An 18,003-nucleotide genomic window follows, 5' to 3' on the forward strand; every position below is an offset into this window, starting at 1 on the left:
TGCTCACGTCCTCACCAGCAGGGCTGACAGCTCGTCGCCCGGGCGCACCTCGTGCCGGTCGGCCGGCACGATGGCGAAGCCGTCTGCGGCGGCGAGGCCGCCGACCAGGTGCGAACCCGACCCGCCGCTCGTCGCCGGTCGCACGGTCGGCGCGCCGCCCGTGCGCGACGGGGCACCGACCGTGATCGGCATGTACTGCGTCCGCCCCGGAGAGGCCGGCCACCCGGTCGCCGCGACGACCTGCACGGTCGGCCGGTGCACCGCGGCGCGCCCCTGCATGCTGAGCAGCGCCGGGCGTGCGAACACCTCGAACGAGACCGCGACGCTCACGGGATTGCCCGGCAGGCCGATCACCGCGGTGCCGCCCGGAAGTCGCCCGAACGCCTGGGGTTTTCCGGGCTGCATCGCGACCCTCGCGAACTCGACCGTTCCGAACTTCGAGAGCACGCTCCTGACGACGTCGTAGAGGCCGGCGCTCACTCCGCCCGTGAGCACGACGAGGTCGGCGCCTGCCGCCTCGACCGATCCGAGCGTCGCCAGCAACTCCTGCTCGTCGTCGGCGACCGCGGCGCGGTGCACCACGACCCCGCCGGCCTCGTCGACCAGTCCGGCCACGAGCACCGAGTTCGACTCGGGGATCTGGCCGCGCACGAGCGGCGTGCCGGGCGGGCGCAGTTCGCTGCCCGTCGAGATCACGGCGACGCGCGGCGCAGGTCGCACCTCGACCGTTGCGGCGCCGGCGGCGGCAGCCGCGGCGAGATGCCGTGCGGTGAGCAGCACGCCCGCCTCGAGCACGGTGTCGCCAGCCCGCACGTCCTCACCCGTGCGTCGGATGTGTGCGCCCGCAACAGGTGCGGTCGTGACGCTGATCGTGAGGTTCGCGCGGGCGGCGGTCGCGGCATCCGTCGACGATTCGGCCGTGCCGTCCGGACGCTGGGGATGCCACCCGCCCGATGCCGCATGCACCGTGAACTCGGCGGTGTGCTCGACGGGCACGACGGAGTCGGCGGCGCTCGGCACTGGAGCGCCGGTCATGACCCGTGCGGCGGTGCCCGGCGGCAGTGCCGGGTCGATCGCGCTGCCCGCCGCCACGTCGGCGACGAGCTCGAGCACGACCGGCGACTCCGCGCTCGCCGAAGCGACATCGGCGAGGTGCACCGCATACCCGTCCATGCCCGAGTTGTCGAAGAGCGGGATGGGATGCGCCGCGGTGACCGACGTCGCGAGCGTGCGGCCGAGGGCTTCGACCAGCGTCACGCTCACCCGGGCGAGCGGATGGATCGTGCTGAGCAGTGCGAGCTGCTGGTGCTCGACGGAGCGGAGCGGAGGAGGCGGCATGCGTTCACCGTATTCCCTCGAGCGCACCGTGCGGGCGCATGCTCTGAGCGGCTGCAGCGGCGCGGGTCAGCGGGTGAGCGAGCGTCGCTCGAACCAGTAGAGCAGGCGCGGGTTGGCCTCGCGCAGCTCTGCGAGCGTCATCGGCTCGGCACCGACGGTCTCATCGACGCCGAGCACTTCGGCGACCTGGTTCATCGTCGGTTCGTCCCAGAACCGGCCGCGCATGCGGAACGCGCCGCGACCGGTGCGTTCGACGACGAAGAGCTCCTGCGTCGTGTCGAGGCTGTTCGTGCGGTACAGCTGCACGCGCAGCACCCCGGCGACATCACGGGCGGCGACGGTCGAGACGCCCCCGAAGAATCCCCGTTCGACGATGCCGTAGCGACTGATCGACGCGTTGGCGCGGCGGTAGCCGACCCACGCGACGAAGACCACGGAAAGCACGACCGCGGCGGTGGCCGCCATGACGGGCAGCGCTTCGCTCGAGTCGATGAGCCAGATCTCGGCGGCCAGGACCGGGATCGCGAGCGCTGCGATCGGCAGTCCGATGCTCCGTGCGAGGGAGCGGCGTGGCCTCAGGGTGAATACCCTGAGGCCCTCGCCCCCTACTGCCGCAGCTGCGCTGGAGGAGCCCCCTGCGTCCCCACTCCTCAATTCCATCGCAGCCGCTGACATCTCTCTCATGATGGGCGTCGCGCCGGAATTGCGCCATTCCGCATTAATGAGGACACGGAGTCTGCAGGGACCCGGTCAGCCCACTCGGCGGTACACCCGTGCTTCGTAGGGCGCGAGCCTGCCGCTGCCGCTGCCGCTGCCGCTGCTCGCGAGCTCGAGCCGCCAGCCCGACCCGGGGGCGGCGGTACGCGCCGGCGAGTCGCCGAGGTTGAGCACGACGAGGAACTCTCCCGCCCCGTGCACCCGCCGGTAGCGCCACACGCGGGGTGCGCTCCGCTCCACCACGGTCTCGCCGTAGACGAGCGCGGGGTGTTCGCGCCGCAGTGCGATCAGCGTGCGGTGCCACTCGAGCACCGAATCCGGATCGCCCTCCTCGGCGGCGACGTTGATCGAGTCGTCGCCGTCGCCCGCGATCCACGGGGTGCCGCTCGTGAACCCGCCGTCGGCATCCCATGCCATCGGCACGCGGCTGTGGTCGCGGGTGCCCGCGAGCAGCCGAGCGAACACCTCGTCGGAGTCCGTGCCGAATGCCGCAAGTTCCGTCGCGAGGTTGATGCTCTCGACATCGCGCAGCTGAGCGAGTTCGGTGAAGTGCTGGTTGACGGCTCCGATCTCCTGTCCTTGAAAGAGGAAGGGGGTGCCGCGCAGGGTCAACAGGATCGTCGCGAGCAGCTTCGCGACGGCCGCGCGGTGCTCGGGCCGCGGGTCGACCTTCGACACCATCCGGGGATTGTCGTGGTTGTCGAAGAAGAGGCTCATCCAGTACCCGTCGCCGTACTCCGCCTGCCAGCGGGTGTAGTAGCGCTTGAGATGGCGGAGGTCGTAGCGGTACTCGTCGAAGCGCACCTTGCCCGGGTTCTCGAGATGCTCGAAGTTGAACACCATGTCGAGTTCGCCGCGGTCGTCGCCCACCATGAGCTTGCCCATCCGGGGTCCGATCGCGGGCGTCTCGCCGATCGCCACGCAGTCGGGGTCGTCGAACGCCTCGGCCCGCAGTTGCCGCAGATGCTCGTGCAGGCGCGGCCCGTGGAAGTAGTGCTCGAGTCCCGTGAAGCCGGTGAGGCGGCCGACGAGCTCGTTGCCGTTCGGGAGCCCGGGCGCTTTCGAGATGTAGTTGATGACGTCGAGGCGGAAGCCGTCGACGCCACGCTCACGCCACCAGCGCACCATGTCGACGAGCTCGGCGCGCAGGGCGGGACTCTCCCAGTCGAGGTCCATCTGCTTCGAGCTGAACAGGTGCAGGCCGAAGCGTTCGGCTTCGGGGAACCAGCGCCACGCCGAACCCGAGAAGAACGAGGTCCAGTTGTTGGGCGGTGCGTCGGGCAGACCCTCCCGCAGGAAGAAGTAGTCGCGGTACGGCGATTCGGGGTCGGCGAGTGCCTTCTGGAACCACTCGTGCTCGTCGGAGGTGTGATTCACGACGAGATCCATGATGAGTCGCATTCCGCGCTCGTGCAGCCCTGCGACGAGCGCGTCGAAGTCGGCGAGCGTGCCGAACTCGGAGAGGATCGCGCGGTAGTCGCGGATGTCGTAGCCCATGTCGTCCATGGGCGAGTCGTAGATGGGCGAGAGCCAGAGTGCGTCGACGCCGAGCCCCTGCAGGTAGTCGAGCCGCGACAGGATGCCGCGCAGGTCGCCGATGCCGTCGCCATCCGAGTCCTGGAAGGAGCGCGGGTAGACCTGGTAGACCACCGCCTCTTTGAACCACGCCTCGCGCAGCGGCATCCCGTTCGGCGTCGGCACCTCGGTGACCGTCGCCATGAGCGCGAGGATGGTGTCGATGAAGGCGTCGTCGACCGCGCCGCGGGTCAGCCGCGGCAGCGCGTCGAGGCGCACCGCCCCCATCACCGGGTTGTCGATCCAGCGTGGTGAGCGCCCGGCCTGCAGGGCGAGGCTCTCGATCATGTCGCGGCCGAGCGGATGCGCGAGCACGTCGCGGATGCGGCTGCGGCCGGTGAGCGCACGTGCCGAGCGAATGGGCTCAGGCACCGACAGGCCGCCCCTCTGCCTCATCCGCGGGACTCGTGCTCTGGGCGGCAGTCGCCGCTTCCGTCTTGCGCGCCTGCAGCTCCTCCACGATCACGGCGTACTTTCCTTCGTCGAGCACGTAGAAGCGCCGGTACACGAAGTACGAGATCACGATGAGGATTCCTGGAACGATGCACATCGCCGTGCGCACGAGGAACACGCCCGGCTCGGTCATCTCGGCGGCCGACGCGGCATCCTTCATGCCTGAGGCGAGCACGACCCAACCGATGACGCCGTTGGCGAGGGCCGAGCTGAGCTTGTAGATGAAGGGCTGCACCGACAGCGTGATCGAGTCGTTGCGGCGCCCGAACTTGTGCTCGCCGTACTCGACCGTATCGGCGATGAACATGAGCAGCTGGATCTGGATGACCGCCTGCGCCGCGAACACGGCGACCCCCGCGCCGACGAGCATGACGAGCCCGCCCGGAGGGGTCAGGAAGAAGAACACGTACCCGGCCACCACGATGAACAGGGCGATCGTGAAGAGTCGGCGCCGCGACATCCTGGATGCCGCAAGGGGGTAGAGGGCGAGCGCGGTGAGCTGCGAGACCCCGAGCACCGCGGCGAACACGCTGTACATCCCGAGGTCGCCGTAGACGTACTCCATGTAGAAGACGCCGAGGCCTGCGGTGACCGAGAACGCGGTCATGAACAGCACGAAGGCCGCCGCGATCGCGAGCAGTTGGTCGTTGCGGAAGATCACGCCGAACAACTCTCGGAAGCGGGTGTGGCTCTGCGTGACGACCGTGGGATCCTCGCGCACGAGGACCACCATCACGAGTTGCAGCACCACCGTGATCACGGCCACCACGAGCGCGACCCAGAAGAAGGAGGAGGCGACGTCGCCCGTCGCCTCGGCGATCGCACTCGAGATCGGCACGATCCCGATGACGATCGCGAAGGTGCCGATCGAGGCGCAGATGCGTGCGAAGGCGCCGATCTTCTCCCGTTCGCGCTGGTTCTGGGTGAGGGCGGGCAGCATGGACCAATAGCCGATGTCATTGGCGGCGTAGGCTGCGCTCCACGCGATGTAGACGACCGTGAAGACGGCGATGAAGGCCGCATCCCCCAGCTGCCACGGCGCGAACAGCGCCACGAGGAGTGACGAGGAGCCGAGCACCCCTCCGACGATCCAGGGCTTGAACTTGCCGAAGCGGCTGCGCGTGTTGTCGACGAGCACGCCGACGAAGGGGTCGACGATCGCGTCGATCACCCGCACGACGAGGAGGATGACGGTGATGGCGGCGAAGACCGGAGTCGACACCTGCAGCGTGTCCGAGAGGTAGTACAGCAAGAACATGCTGAGCAGCGTGTAGGCGGCATCTCGCCCGATCGTGCCGATGCCGTAGCCGTAGCGGTTGCGAAGGGTCTGGGCGCGGGTCGGGCTCATGACGGCGGTCACTCGTGGTCCTCCGGTTCGACGAGGTAGAGGGTGGAACCGTAGTCGCCGAGCATCCGCACCGCGGGGCTGTGACCGGTGCCGCTGAACTGCATCTCGAGACGAATGCCGGCGGCGAGCAGCTCGCCCGTGCCGCGGTACTCCTCGACCGCGTCGGGCAGGCTCTTGTGCTTGGTGACGATGTTCATCACCAAGCCGTTCGGGTCGAGCCTGACGGGGCTCACATGGTTGACGAGCGCACCCAGCCGATCGAGCATGAGTCGCTGGCGCTTCGCGGTGACACGGTAGCGGATGCCCGGCTGCAGACCGGCGATCGGCAGGCTGTCCCGCTCAGGAGCAGCGCGCACCCCACGCTGGAAGTTGCCGACGATGGCGTTGTCGCCGTCACCGACCTGCCAGATGACGCGCTCGGGGCGGCCTGAACGGATGCGCCGGAAGCGTCCGAACTGGAACGTCGCGCGGTGCTTCTTGTAGAAGGCGATCTGCTCGATGATCTCGCGCTTCTCCTCGGCGGTGAGGAAGTCGAGGTCGTACTCGTAGCCGAGACACGCGAACGCGGCGACGTTGAAGCGCGTCGAGAGCGGGGTGTCGCGCAGCGTCTGCTGGTGGGGCGCCGCCGAGACGTGCGCGCTGATCGTCGAGAGCGGGTACAGGTGGCTGAGCCCCTGCTGGATCTCGAGCCGTTCGATCGGGTCGGTATCGTCCGAGGCCCAGATCATGGCCGCATAGCGCAGCATCCCGAGGTCGAAGCGGTTGCCGCCCGATGAACACATCTCGAGCAGCACATGCGGGCGCGTCGCGAAGACCCGCTCGAGCACGCCATAGAGGTTCACCATGTATCGGTGCGCCGTCATCCCAGGATGCGCAACGTGCGGCGAATAGGCGTCGGCGATGTGCCGGTTCATGTCCCACTTGACGTACGTGAAGCCCGCGTCGTCGATGAGGGCGCCGAGCTCGGCGACGAGGTAGTCGCACACGTCGGGGTTGCACAGGTCGAGCACCTGCTGGTGCCGCCCCTCGCGCGCGGCCTTGCCCGGCACGCGCAGCGCCCAATCGGGGTGCGCACGGAACAGCTCGCTGTCTTCCGAGACCATCTCGGGCTCCACCCAGATGCCGCACTGCATCCCGAGTTTCTCCGCCCGCTGCACGAAGGCATCGAGGCCGGAGGGGAACTTCGCGGCGTCGACCGCGTAGTCGCCGAGCCCCGCCGTGTCGTCGCCCCGCCCCGCGAACCAGCCGTCGTCGATCACGAACAGCTCGACGCCGAGCTTCGCTGCCTGCGCGGCGAGCTTGTGCAGGCGCTTCTCGTCGATGTCGAAGAACGCGGCCTCCCAGCTGTTGTAGACGACGGGGCGAGGGAGCTCGCGGTAGGCCGCGGGAGTGATGTGCGAGCGGACGAAACGGTGCATGCGGTCGGAGAGCCCGTTGAGGCCGCGGTCGGAGAAGCCGAGTACCGCCTCGGGGGCCTCGAAATGCTCACCCGGCGCAAGCGGCCAGCGGAACCCCTGCCGCTGGATGCCCGAGAGAGCCCGCACCGAGCCGTGCGCGTCGCGCTCGATGCTCGTCTGGTGGCCACCGCTGTAGACGAGATTGACGCCGTAGCACCAGCCACGGTCTTCATCGGCGTCGTCGGAGATCAGCAGGAGACCGGGGTTGTGCCGGTTGCTGCTCGCGCCGGTCGTGCTGCCGATCGAGAAGACGCCCGGGCTCACCGGGCGGTCGTGCGAGTGCGTCTCGTGGATCCAGCCGCCGTCGAAGGTGCGGATGCGGAAGCCGCGATCCGGCAGATCGAGCTGCAGGCTCGCGAGCTGGGCGATCTCGGCCACCGCGTTGCCTGTGTTGCGGAGGATCGCGCGTCGGGTGATGACGTCGGTGTCCGGGAACACCGTGTAGAGCAGGGTGAGCTCGAGCTGTGCGAGCTCGTCGGCGAGCGTGATCTCGAGGGTTTCGACCCCGGCACCGCCGTCGGCCGTGGGGAGAGTGTCGGCCGCGACGACGCCTTCGATGATGCGGTGCTCGCGGTAACGGAAGTCGGTGTCCACCCCGTGCGCGGTGAACACCTCGATCGGCGAGAGTCGGTAGTCGCCCTGGCCGGTGCCGGAGTATTCGAGGGGGACGGCGTCGAGGCAGTAGCTCGTGTCATCCGGGGCGTAGACGACGCTCGAGCCGTGTTCCAGGGTGCGCTTCACGCCGAGAGCGGAAGGATCCTGGATCGGGAGCAGCGGTCCGTAGTGCAGGTGCTCAAGGTGACCGTGTTCGGTGATCCGGAACCAGTACGAGGTGTTCGCGGTCTGCAAGAAGAACACGTCGGCGCTGACGTCGATCACGGAACTCCTGTCCTCCGCCAGTTGCAACGGTGCAGGAGACGGGCCCTCGGGCGGGCATCCGGAAGTATACCGACGTTGCGGGGGCCTGCCCGACCGAGTGCGAGGACCAACGCAGAACGGCCCCAGCGAAACCGGGGCCGTTCTGTCGTTCTGGTGCCGTCGTACTACCGCGGAGGATGGGGGATTCGAACCCCCGAGGGCTTGCACCCAACACGCTTTCCAAGCGTGCGCCATAGGCCACTAGGCGAATCCTCCCGGGGACTCCCCACGCACCCGCCAGAGCCCGGCTGCCCTTGCTGCGTTTCCGCCCTGGGGGAGTTGACCTGGATGACGCCACGTGAGGAGCCGGAGACAGTCTACCCGAGCGCGGGCGGCGTCTTGACCGCGGGCGGGTTCACTGAGCGGATGCCTCGGTCAGGCGGCCCGCACAGGCCCGAGCGGGCGTCTTGACCGCGGGCGGGTTCAGTGAGCGGATGCCTCGGTCAGGCGGCCCGCACAGGCCCGAGCGGGCGTCTTGACCGCGGGCGGGTTCAGCGAGCGGATGCCTCGGCGTCACGGACCTCACGGGCCGCGAGGTAGGCGTCGAACGCCTCGCGACTCGTCTTGGCCGGCGTGTAGCCGAGCTCGGCCTTCAGGCGCGAGTTGTCGAGCACGGGGCGGTAGCGCAGGAACCCGACCCGCTCGGGGCCGTGCACCGTGAGCTTCACCGCGTGACCGACGCGGAGCGCCAGCGTGAGCAGCGACGGCGGCACCGTGACCGTGCGCTTGCCGAGTGTGCCCGCGATCTCCGAGACCGTCATGCGGCCGTCGCCCGCGACGTTGAACGCGCCCGTGACCTCGCCCGTAGCGCCGCGCACGATCGCGCCGACCACGTCGTCGACCCAGACGAAGACGAACGGGCTGTCGGAGCCGCGGATCGCGAGGATGCGGGGTCCGTCCCAGAGCGCCGTGATCTGGTTCGCCACCGATGGCCCGAGGATCGTGCCGATGCGGAGCACCACCTGCCCGAGCTCGGGATGCGCGACGCGGTAGGCGGCGAGCATCTCCTCGACGAGGCGCTTGTGCCGCGAGTAGCTGAACTCCTCGTTGCCGCGGATGCGGTCGGTCTCGACGAGCCACTCGGGGTTGTCGGCGTGGTATCCGTAGGCGGCGCCCGACGATGAGACGACGATGCGGGTCACGCCGAACGCGACGGCGGCGTCGAGCACGTTGCGCGTGCCCTCGACGTCGACGCGGTACTCGATGTCTTCGCTCAGCCCGCCTGGGTTCACGATCGCGGCGAGGTGCACGATCGTGTCGATGCGGTGGTCGCGCACGACGGCCGCGACGTTCGCGGCATCCGTCACGTCGCACTGCTCGACGACGACGCCGGCGGGCACGTTCGCGGGCGTGCGCACGTCGCCGGCGACGACGAGCTCGACGTCGGGATGCCCCGAGAGGGCACTCACCGCGCTCGAGCCGAGGAACCCGGCGCCGCCGGTGACCAGCACGCGCCTCATGCGGTCGGCTCGGCTTCGCTCGCTGCAGCGCTCTCGGGGAGGGCAGTGCCGGGCGAGGCCGACGCGGTTGCGGCATCCGCTCGCTTGGAGTGCCGTGCCCAGAGGGTCGCAACCGTGAGGCCCGCGATGATGTCCCAGATGCCCCACCAGCCCGCGACGACGGCCATGCCGCCGAGACCGCCGAAGAAGGCGAAGACGAGGCCGAGCCCGAGGCCCGCGTTGCGGATGCCGACCTCGAACGTGATCGCCTTGCGGTCGCGCACGCCGAGGCCGCCGATGCGGGCGCTCGCGTACCCGAGGCCGAGCGCCACGGCGTCGTGCAGGAACACCGCGAGCAGCACGACCCCGATGAACGCCATGAAGATCGCCCAGTTGCCGATGAGGGCCGCCGCGATGAAGCCGACGAGGCCGATGAGGCTCACCCAGCGCGCGTAGGGCTGCACCTTCGCCGCGAAGCGCGGCAGCTTCGCGCGGATCAGGAGACCGGCGAAGAACGGCACGCCGATGATGAGGAAGATCTCGAAGAGCATCTGCCAGCCGTCGAGGCTCACCTCGTGCACGAGCTTGCTCGCGGTCGGGTGCAGGCCGCCCCAGAACGCGAGGCTGATCGGCAGCAGGAAGATGTAGATCACGTTCGAGACGGCCGTCATCGAGACCGAGAGCGCCACGTTGCCGCCCGAGCGGTAGGTCAGCACCTGCGAGATGTTGCCGGGCGGGCAGCACGCCACGAGGATCATGCCGAGTGCGATCGACGCCTGCACGTTCAGCAGCAGGGTCAAGCCGAAGGTCACAGCCGGCAGCAGGACGATCTGCGCCGCGAGCGCGATGATCATGGCCTTCGGCGCCTTGGCGACGGCCGTGAAGTCGGAGGGCGCGGTGTCGAGCGCGATGCCGAACATGATGAGCCCGAGCACGATGTTCAGCGCGATGAGCGAGCCCGGGGTGAAGTTCAGGACGACGTCGTCGATGTTCATGCGGTGCCGCTTTCGGTCTGGATGTTCGAGTCGGTGGCCGTCGCGGTCGCGGTCGCGGCGACGAGGCTGTGGGGGAGGAGCGGGCCGCGCTCGGAGGTCAGGGGCAGCGTGCCGAGCAGGCGCTTCACCGTGCGCCGGTACGCGTCCTTGTTGACGTAGTACGACATGCGGTCGAGGCCGAGGTAGTCGTAGCCGCCGGTGAGGTCGGGCCACGGGGCATCCGCTCGCTGCCGGAACCGCGCTGCGGCCTCGGGGGCGTCGTCGGCGGCGGCGAGGTAGGCGGCGATGAGCTCCGCCTGCTCGTAGCGCCCCTGCCAGCCGATGCCCGACGCCTCGATCATGCCGAGCACGAAGAGGCCGTTGAACGAGGGCGGGAAGACGTTCATGAAGAGCGACGGCGAGGCGCCCTCCCAGTTCAGGTGCTCGCGCCCGACGAACGGGTAGTCGAGGCGGTAGCCCGTCGCGAGCATGATGAGGTCGTAGTCGGCCGACGAACCGTCGGAGAAGTGCACCGTGCGCCCGTCGAAGCGGTCGATGTCGGGAACCACCCGCAGGTCGCCCTGGCCGAGGTGGTTCAGCACCATCGTGTTCACGATCGGGTGCGATTCGTAGATCTTGTAGTCGGGCTTCGGGAACCCGAACTTCACCGGGTCGCCCGTGAACGCCTGCAGCACGCGCGTGTCGATGAACTGCTTGATGCGCGCCGGCAGCGGTCGCCCCTGGTTCAGGGTGTCCGACGGTCGGCCGAAGAGGTAGCGGGGCACGAAGTAGTACCCGCGTCGCACGCTCAGGTCGACGGATGCCGCGTGGTGCACGGCATCGACCGCGATGTCGCACCCGGAGTTGCCGGCCCCGATGATGAGCACCCGCCTGCCGTCGAACACCTTCGCCGACTTGTACGCGCTCGTGTGCATGATCTCGCCGTCGAACGAACCCGCGAAGCCGGGAACGTTGGGTTCGGCGAGCGTGCCGTTGGCGAGGATCACGCCCGAGTAGTCGCCCGTGATCGTCTCGCCGTCGGCGGTGACGGCGGTGACCCGCCATCTCGGTGCGCCGGGCTCGGGCGTGCCGGGCACGCCGCTCGCGGGAGCCGGCAGCGGCGAGACATCCGTCACCCGCGTCTCGAAGCGGAACCGCTCGCGCAGTCCGAACGCGTCGGCGTAGGTGCGGAAGTACTCGAGCAGCTCGCGGTGGCTCGGGTAGTCGGCGGTCGAGGCCATGGGGAACTCGGCGAACTCGGTCGTCGTGCGACTCGAGATGAGATGCGCCGACTCGTACATGGTCGAGCGCGGGTTGTCGATGTTCCAGAGGCCGCCGACGTCGGGGCCGGCCTCGAATCCGTCGAAGGGGATGCCGGCGCGGCTGAGCGCTCGCGCGCCGGCCAGGCCGGACGGGCCCGCTCCGATGAGGGCGATGTTGTTCACAGGGGGTGTCTCTGTTCGGGTCGCACCGCTGGGGGAGTCGGCACGGCACGTCGATGTGCCCGAACAGCATAAGCGAAGACTGCTCGGGTTTCGTTCGCGCTGCGCGGCTGGGCCGGACCATAGGCTGGGATGACGACGGATGAGGGGGATCTCAGTGGATGCAGGGCTCGCGAAACTCGCGGCGGAGGCGTACGTGTACGGCTTCCCGATCGTGTTCGACCTCGAGCAGGTGAACCGCTACGTGACGACCGGCATCGGAGCGAACCCGGCCGCGCCGTTCAACACCTTCAGCCATGCGCGTGCGCTCACGACGGCCGACGACACCTTCGTCTCGATCAACAACGACACCGTCTACTCGATGGCTTCGATCGACCTCAGCGTCGGGCCGGTGCTGCTGAGCGTGCCCGACACGGCCGGCCGATACTACGTGCTGCAGTTCGTCGACGCGTGGACGAACAACTTCGCCTACGTGGGCAAGCGCGCCACGGGCACCGGCGCCCGCGACTTCCTGCTGCTGCCGCCCGACTGGGAGGGAGAGGCCGATGACGCCGGCGATGCGATCGCGATCCGCTTCCCGACCCGCATCGCCTCCATCGTCGGGCGCTGGGCGTGCGACGGCACCGACGATCTGCCCGCGGTGCACGCGCTGCAGGACGCGACGACGCTCACACCCTTGCGCCGCTCGCTCGTGCCGCCCGTCGGGCTCCCCGAGGCCGAGGCCGGGCCGACCGAGGCGCTCGACTTCTTCGAGAAGCTCCGGGTGTACTCGCAGACCTTCCCGCCGGGCGAGCGGGATGCCGCGCTGCAGGCGTCGTTCGCCCCGCTCGGGCTCCTCGGGGCGGAGCCCGTCGGTTCGCTCGACGACGAGGTGAAGGTGGCACTCGAGGCGGGCTTCATGCAGGGCCGGGCGCTCCTCGATCAGATCCTGCACTCGGGCGCCGCTCCGGTCGTGAACGGCTGGACGCTGACCTACCACGTCTTCGACTACAACCTCGACTTCTTCGAGGTCGGCACCATCGACGACCCCGCGTGGAAGATCGCCGACCCGAAGGTGCGCATCGCGCAGCGTGCCGCCGGCGCGCTCGGCGGGCTCTGGGGCAACCACGCCTACGAGGCCGCCTACGTCATGACCTATGTCGACGCGGCGGGCGAGCCGCTCGACGGCTCGCACTCGTACACGCTGCGGCTGTCGCCGACGCCGCCGGTCGGTGCGTTCTGGTCGCTCACGATGTACAGCGTGCCGAACTTCTACCTCGTGGCCAACGAGATCGAGCGGTACTCGATCGGCGACCGCACGGCCGGCGTCGTGCGCGACGCCGATGGCGGGATCACCATCACGATGAGCGCGGCACGCCCCGCCGACCCGGCGGCGGCCGCGAACTGGCTGCCGGCCCCGACCGGGGCGTTCCGCCCGCTCCTGCGCATGTACATGCCCGACGAGTCCGTGATCGACGGCAGCTACGTGCTGCCCGCGATCGAGCGTTCGGCGTAGTTCCGCTCGAGCGCTGCCGGGGTCATCCGCACGGCGGATGGCCCCCGCCCTGACGATCCGACCACGGTACGACGTCGGCGGTACCGGCAGTCGATGTGCGGGCGACGCGGGTTTCCTAACGTGGAGACAGTGCCCCGATCCACTTCACTCGTCTCCCCGTCCGCCTCGAGCTGGCTCCACCACCCCGCTGCCGCCGCCCTCCGCCTGGGCGGCGCGTGCCTGGTGCTGCTCGCCCTCGGCATGATGTGGGCGTCCCGCATCGTCTTCCCGGGCGACACCTACGTCAGCGGCCTGGGTGCCGCCGGCGAGATCACGTCGGTCGCCTTCAACGTGTCGCTCGCGATGGTCGCGCTCGGCGGTGCGGCGTCGGCGTTCGGCCTCTGGGGCCTTCGCAGCGGGCGGGGCCTCTTCGGTGCATGGGCCGTGAGCACGAGCCTGCTCGCCGCGAGCGCGATGTTCGGGGTCGGGGCGGCAGTGCCGTGCAGCACCGGTTGCCCGATCCCGCTCACGCCCGGTGCGGCCCCTCAGGACCTCGTGCACACCACGGCCGCGGTGCTCGGCTTCGCGCTCGCCGGAGTCGCGATCATCCAGACGCTCCGGTTCGGACGCGTCTATGCGGCGCTCGCCACGCCGAGCCTCGTGCTCGTGATCGCGGCGGCGGCTGCAGGAGGCATCCTCTCGCTCGCGGGCGTCGCCACCGGGCTCGGCGGGTGGCTCGAACTCATCGCGACGACCTCGGCGCTCATCTGGCTGACGGCCGTGTCGCTGGCGACCCAGCACCGCATCACGACCGCGTCGGTGCTCCGGCGATCGATGGCGGATTCCCAGACCGCGGATACCGCCCGCCCAATAGGCTGGACGGGTGGCGCACCGCATCTACATCTGCTCGGCTGAGGGCAACACGGGCAAGTCGACCGTGGCGCTCGGCACCCTCGACACCCTGACCCACCGCGCGACCCGGGTCGGCGTGTTCCGGCCGATCGCGCGGTCGACCGACGAGCGCGACTACGTGCTCGAACTGCTGCTCGCCCACGAGGGCGTCGTGCAGATCCCCTACGACGATGCAGTGGGCGTGGGCTACGACGACGTGCACGCCGACCCCGAGGGCGCGCTCGCGACCATCGTGAGCCGGTTCAAGGCCGTCGAAGACCGCTGCGACGCGGTCGTCATCATCGGCTCGGACTTCACGGATGTCGGCAGCCCGACCGAACTCGCCTACAACGCGCGCATCGCGGCGAACCTCGGCGCCCCGGTGCTGCTCGTGCTCGGCGGCCGCGTCGGCCAGGGGCAGGGGCGCAGCCGTTCGGAGCGGCTCGGCTACTCCGATGCGCGCAGCCCCGACGAACTCGCGCAGCTCACCGAGCTCGCCGTCGAGGAGCTCGAGCGCGAGCACGCGACCCTGCTCGGCATCGTCGCGAACCGTGCCGACCCCGAGCGGCTCGACGACATCGTCGAGGCCGTGGCTGCTGCGGCCCGACCCAACAGCTCGTCGGCCTCGGCCGGACGCGGTGCCGAGGCATCCGTCGCCACCTGGGCCATTCCCGAGGACCCGTACCTCGTCGCGCCGTCGATGCGCGCCATCATGGAGGCCGTCGACGGCACCCTGCACGCCGGAGACCCCGAGCTGCTCAACCGCGAGGCGCTCGGCGTGATCGTCGCGGCGATGTCGATGGAGAACGTGCTCACCCACCTCACCGAGGGTGCCGTCGTCGTCGTGCCCGGCGACCGCAGCGAGGTGCTGCTCGGGGTGCTCACCGCGCACTCGAGCGCGACGTTCCCGTCGCTGTCGGGCATCGTGTTGAACGGCGGCATCCCGATCGCCGAGCAGGTCGACCGCCTCGTCGACGGACTGAAGGCAGGGCTGCCGATCATCCGCACCGAGCTCTCGAGCTACGACACGGCGCTCGCGATCACGCACACGCGGGGCAGGCTCGCCGCCGAGTCGCAGCGCAAGCGCGACACCGCCCTGGCCCTCTTCGAGAAGCACGTCGACGGCCAGGCGCTGCTCGACCTGCTCGAGGTCGCGCGCCCCGAGGTCGTGACGCCGCTCATGTTCGAGTACGACCTGCTCGAGCGCGCCAGGCAGACGCGCAAGCGCATCGTGCTGCCCGAGGGCTACGACGACCGGGTGCTGCGCGCCGCCGCGACGCTGCTCGCCCGCGACGTGGCCGACCTCACGATCCTCGGTGAGGAGATCGAGGTGCGTTCGCGCGCGATCGGACTCGGCCTCGACCTCTCGAAGGCCGAGGTGCTCTCGAACCACGACTTCGTGCACGTCGCCCGCTTCGCCGAGGAGTACCAGCGGCGCCGCGCACACAAGGGCGTCACGCTCGAGCAGGCGCGTGAGACCGTGCAGGACGTGTCGTACTTCGGCACGATGATGGTCGAGCTCGGCCTCGCCGACGGCATGGTCTCGGGGGCGGCGCACACGACCGCGCACACCATCCGGCCCTCGTTCGAGGTGATCAAGACCAAGCCCGGTGTCGACGTCGTCTCGAGCGTGTTCCTCATGGCGCTCGCCGACCGCGTGCTCGTCTACGGCGACTGCGCGATCGTGCCCGACCCGACCGCGGAGCAGCTCGCCGACATCGCGATCTCGTCGGCGGCGACCGCGGCGCAGTTCGGCATCGAGCCGCGCATCGCGATGCTCTCGTACTCGACCGGCGAGTCCGGCTCGGGCGCCGACGTCGACAAGGTGCGTCGGGCGACCGAGCTCGTGCGCGAGCGCGCGCCGCAGCTCGCGGTCGAGGGGCCGATCCAGTACGACGCGGCGGCGGATGCCGCGGTCGCGCGCACGAAACTGCCCGAGTCGGATGTCGCGGGGCGGGCGACGGTCTTCATCTTCCCCGACCTCAACACCGGCAACAACACGTACAAGGCGGTGCAGCGCTCCTCGGGCGCCGTCGCGATCGGGCCGGTGCTGCAGGGCCTCCGCAAGCCCATCAACGACCTCTCTCGCGGAGCCCTCGTGCAGGACATCGTGAACACCGTGGCCATCACGGCGATCCAGGCGGCGGACCCGTCATGAGCGTCGTGCTCGTCGTGAACTCGGGGTCGTCGTCGCTGAAGTACCAGCTCATCGACGTCGAGCGATCCGAGACGCTCGCGAGCGGGCTCGTCGAGCGCATCGGCCGCGGTGTCGGCCATGCCAGGCACCGCCACGAGGGGCCCGAGAACGACAGCCTCGGCTCGACGTGGGACGCCGCCGGCGAGGTCGCCGACCACGAGGCCGCCTTCGCGGTGATGCTCGAGGCGTTCGCCGCCCACGGCCCGTCGCTCGAGGCGCACGCCCCGATCGCGGTCGGTCACCGGGTCGTGCAGGGCGGGGCGCGCTTCTTCGAGCCGACCGTGATCACGCCGCTCGTGAAGATCAACATCGACGAGCTCTCGGCGCTCGCGCCGCTGCACAACCCCGCGAACCTCGAGGGCATCGAGGCTGCGCAGCGAGCGTTCCCCGACGTGCCGCACGTGGCGGTGTTCGACACCGCGTTCCACCAGACGATGCCGCCGGCCGCCTACACGTATGCGATCGATCGCGAGCTCGCGGCGAAGCACCGCATCCGCCGTTACGGATTCCACGGCACCTCGCACCGCTTCGTCTCCCGTGCCGCGGCCGCGTTCCTCGAACGTCCCGTCGAGGAGCTCCGCATGATCGTGCTGCATCTCGGCAACGGTGCATCCGTCTGCGCGGTCTCCGAAGGGCGCTCGGTCGAGACGAGCATGGGCATGACGCCGCTCGAGGGGCTCGTCATGGGCACCCGGTCGGGCGACATCGACCCGGCCGTGCTGCTGCACCTCGAGCGCCGGGCCGGGCTCGACGCCGATGGCCTCGACCACCTGCTGAACTCGCAGAGCGGCATCCTCGGCCTCAGCGGGCACGCCGACATGCGCGACCTCGTCGCCGCGCGGGCGGCGGGCGACGAGGCGTCGACGCTCGCACTCGAGGTCTATGCGCACCGGGTGCGCTCCTACGTCGGGGCGTACGCCGCCCAGCTCGGCCGGGTCGACGCGATCGTCTTCACCGCGGGCGTCGGCGAGAACTCGCCCGACGTGCGGGAGCTCGCGCTCGCCGGGCTCGAGGGCTTCGGCGTCGAACTCGACTCCGAGCGCAACCAGCAGCGCGGTTCGGTCGCCCGGCGCATCTCGACGGACGCCTCGAAGACCGCCGTGCTCGTCGTGCCGACGAATGAAGAGCTCGAGATCGCCCGTCAGACGCTGGAGCTCGTCGGCGCCTGACCGGACTCCTTACTTCCCGGGGCGGATCCGGATGGGGTTGGGCGTGGCTGCGGATCGTCGCCGAGGATGACGAGAGGGCCTTCATCCCGAGTCGGCGCTTCGAACGCGTCGAAGTACGTCGCGGCGACCTCCGGACTGAGCTCCACCTCGTTCGCGGCGGCGCCGTCGCGTGCTGCGACGCGGGCGAGAACCACGTCACGTGGCGTCGCGAGGTAGATCGTCTCGGGCTCGACGCCGAGCGGGCGCAGCAGCTCTCGGTAGTCGCGGCGCATGCGCCGCGACCAGAACGAGTAGTCGAGCACGACATCGATGCCGGCCGACACCAGCTCCACGAGGCGATGCCGAAGCGCGGTCTCGATCTCCCGCCGGACGTCTTCGGCGAGCGGCTGCTCGCGGATGCCGCGCTCCCACGCCTCCTCATCGAAGGACAGCCGCGTCATACCCGAGGCCTCGAGTTCGCGCGCGACCGTGGACTTGCCTGATCCCGCCGGACCGCACATGAATACCACCCGACTCATGCCGCCACTCTAGGAGGGCCCACCTCGATTCGCCGTGTGCATGCGAACGGTATCCACAAGAACCATTGCACAAGAGTTCTTGTGGAACTATGC

13 protein-coding genes, 1 tRNA gene and 1 other RNA gene are annotated in these 18,003 nt (G+C 69.7%); 4 read left to right on the forward strand and 11 right to left on the reverse strand.

Annotated features, from left to right (window positions below; translation table 11 throughout):
* Nucleotides 1-3: 3 nt before the first annotated feature.
* The 10 genes from JOE59_RS02670 to JOE59_RS02715 form a co-directional block, all read right to left on the reverse strand.
* Nucleotides 4-1,338 carry a molybdopterin molybdotransferase MoeA gene (locus JOE59_RS02670; protein ID WP_204458831.1) on the reverse strand — a complete coding sequence of 445 codons (1,335 nt, stop codon included), beginning with the start codon at nt 1,336-1,338 and terminating at the stop codon, nt 4-6.
* 66 nt (nt 1,339-1,404) lie between these two features.
* Nucleotides 1,405-1,998, reverse strand: a complete 594-nt coding sequence (locus JOE59_RS02675; RefSeq protein ID WP_204458832.1) for a hypothetical protein — start codon at nt 1,996-1,998, stop codon at nt 1,405-1,407.
* Between the two features lie 90 nt (nt 1,999-2,088).
* Entirely contained in the window at nt 2,089-4,002 is a 1,914-nt protein-coding gene (locus JOE59_RS02680) for an alpha-glucosidase (protein WP_204458833.1), read from the reverse strand.
* A complete protein-coding gene (locus JOE59_RS02685) occupies nt 3,995-5,443 on the reverse strand; it encodes a glycoside-pentoside-hexuronide (GPH):cation symporter (protein WP_204458834.1) in 1,449 nt (482 codons plus the stop codon). The genes JOE59_RS02680 and JOE59_RS02685 overlap by 8 nt, the downstream gene beginning before the upstream one ends.
* Complete coding sequence (locus JOE59_RS02690; RefSeq protein WP_204458835.1) at nt 5,440-7,767, reverse strand: alpha-galactosidase; 2,328 nt, start codon at nt 7,765-7,767, stop codon at nt 5,440-5,442. The genes JOE59_RS02685 and JOE59_RS02690 overlap by 4 nt, the downstream gene beginning before the upstream one ends.
* A gap of 170 nt (nt 7,768-7,937) precedes the next feature.
* A tRNA-Ser gene (locus JOE59_RS02695) sits at nt 7,938-8,022 on the reverse strand.
* An RNA gene (gene ffs, locus JOE59_RS02700) (signal recognition particle sRNA small type) lies at nt 8,021-8,117 on the reverse strand. The genes JOE59_RS02695 and ffs overlap by 2 nt, the downstream gene beginning before the upstream one ends.
* Nucleotides 8,118-8,297: 180 nt before the next feature.
* Nucleotides 8,298-9,266: an NAD-dependent epimerase/dehydratase family protein gene (locus JOE59_RS02705; protein ID WP_204458836.1), complete on the reverse strand. Its 969-nt coding sequence runs from the start codon at nt 9,264-9,266 to the stop codon at nt 8,298-8,300.
* Nucleotides 9,263-10,240 carry a bile acid:sodium symporter family protein gene (locus tag JOE59_RS02710; protein WP_204458837.1) on the reverse strand — a complete coding sequence of 326 codons (978 nt, stop codon included), beginning with the start codon at nt 10,238-10,240 and terminating at the stop codon, nt 9,263-9,265. The genes JOE59_RS02705 and JOE59_RS02710 overlap by 4 nt, the downstream gene beginning before the upstream one ends.
* A complete protein-coding gene (locus JOE59_RS02715) occupies nt 10,237-11,664 on the reverse strand; it encodes a flavin-containing monooxygenase (protein ID WP_179550782.1) in 1,428 nt (475 codons plus the stop codon). Before JOE59_RS02715 ends, JOE59_RS02710 begins: the two co-directional genes overlap by 4 nt.
* Before the next feature lie 139 nt (nt 11,665-11,803).
* Between JOE59_RS02715 and JOE59_RS02720 the strand changes: the two genes are divergently transcribed.
* From JOE59_RS02720 to JOE59_RS02735, 4 genes are all read left to right on the forward strand, one after another.
* On the forward strand, nt 11,804-13,156 hold the full coding sequence (locus JOE59_RS02720; RefSeq protein ID WP_179550781.1) for a DUF1254 domain-containing protein: 1,353 nt from the start codon (nt 11,804-11,806) through the stop codon (nt 13,154-13,156).
* A 129-nt stretch (nt 13,157-13,285) separates the two neighbouring features.
* On the forward strand, nt 13,286-14,050 hold the full coding sequence (locus tag JOE59_RS02725; protein ID WP_179550780.1) for a DUF998 domain-containing protein: 765 nt from the start codon (nt 13,286-13,288) through the stop codon (nt 14,048-14,050).
* On the forward strand, nt 14,019-16,184 hold the full coding sequence (pta, locus tag JOE59_RS02730; RefSeq protein ID WP_179550779.1) for a phosphate acetyltransferase: 2,166 nt from the start codon (nt 14,019-14,021) through the stop codon (nt 16,182-16,184). The genes JOE59_RS02725 and pta overlap by 32 nt, the downstream gene beginning before the upstream one ends.
* Nucleotides 16,181-17,392 carry an acetate/propionate family kinase gene (locus JOE59_RS02735; protein WP_179550778.1) on the forward strand — a complete coding sequence of 404 codons (1,212 nt, stop codon included), beginning with the start codon at nt 16,181-16,183 and terminating at the stop codon, nt 17,390-17,392. The genes pta and JOE59_RS02735 overlap by 4 nt, the downstream gene beginning before the upstream one ends.
* On the opposite strand, the gene JOE59_RS02740 is transcribed toward JOE59_RS02735, so the two are convergent.
* Nucleotides 17,365-17,910, reverse strand: coding sequence for a P-loop nucleotide/nucleoside kinase family protein (locus tag JOE59_RS02740; protein WP_204458838.1), 546 nt, complete (start codon nt 17,908-17,910; stop codon nt 17,365-17,367). The two genes, JOE59_RS02735 and JOE59_RS02740, sit on opposite strands and share 28 nt — an antisense overlap.
* Between the last annotated feature and the right edge of the window lie 93 nt (nt 17,911-18,003).

The organism is Agromyces cerinus, assembly GCF_016907835.1.
In the GTDB taxonomy this organism is placed as follows: Bacteria; Actinomycetota; Actinomycetes; order Actinomycetales; family Microbacteriaceae; genus Agromyces; species Agromyces nitratus.

What these genes read in the sequence shown, in the direction of transcription:
- JOE59_RS02670 (WP_204458831.1), bottom strand. Translation starts at nt 1,338, where the DNA reads ATGCCGCCTCCTCCGCTCCGCTCCGTCGAGCACCAGCAGCTCGCACTG.
- JOE59_RS02675 (WP_204458832.1), bottom strand. Translation starts at nt 1,998, where the DNA reads ATGGAATTGAGGAGTGGGGACGCAGGGGGCTCCTCCAGCGCAGCTGCG.
- JOE59_RS02705 (WP_204458836.1), bottom strand. Translation starts at nt 9,266, where the DNA reads ATGAGGCGCGTGCTGGTCACCGGCGGCGCCGGGTTCCTCGGCTCGAGC.
- JOE59_RS02710 (WP_204458837.1), bottom strand. Translation starts at nt 10,240, where the DNA reads ATGAACATCGACGACGTCGTCCTGAACTTCACCCCGGGCTCGCTCATC.
- JOE59_RS02720 (WP_179550781.1), top strand. Translation starts at nt 11,804, where the DNA reads ATGAGGGGGATCTCAGTGGATGCAGGGCTCGCGAAACTCGCGGCGGAG.
- JOE59_RS02735 (WP_179550778.1), top strand. Translation starts at nt 16,181, where the DNA reads ATGAGCGTCGTGCTCGTCGTGAACTCGGGGTCGTCGTCGCTGAAGTAC.
- JOE59_RS02740 (WP_204458838.1), bottom strand. Translation starts at nt 17,910, where the DNA reads ATGAGTCGGGTGGTATTCATGTGCGGTCCGGCGGGATCAGGCAAGTCC.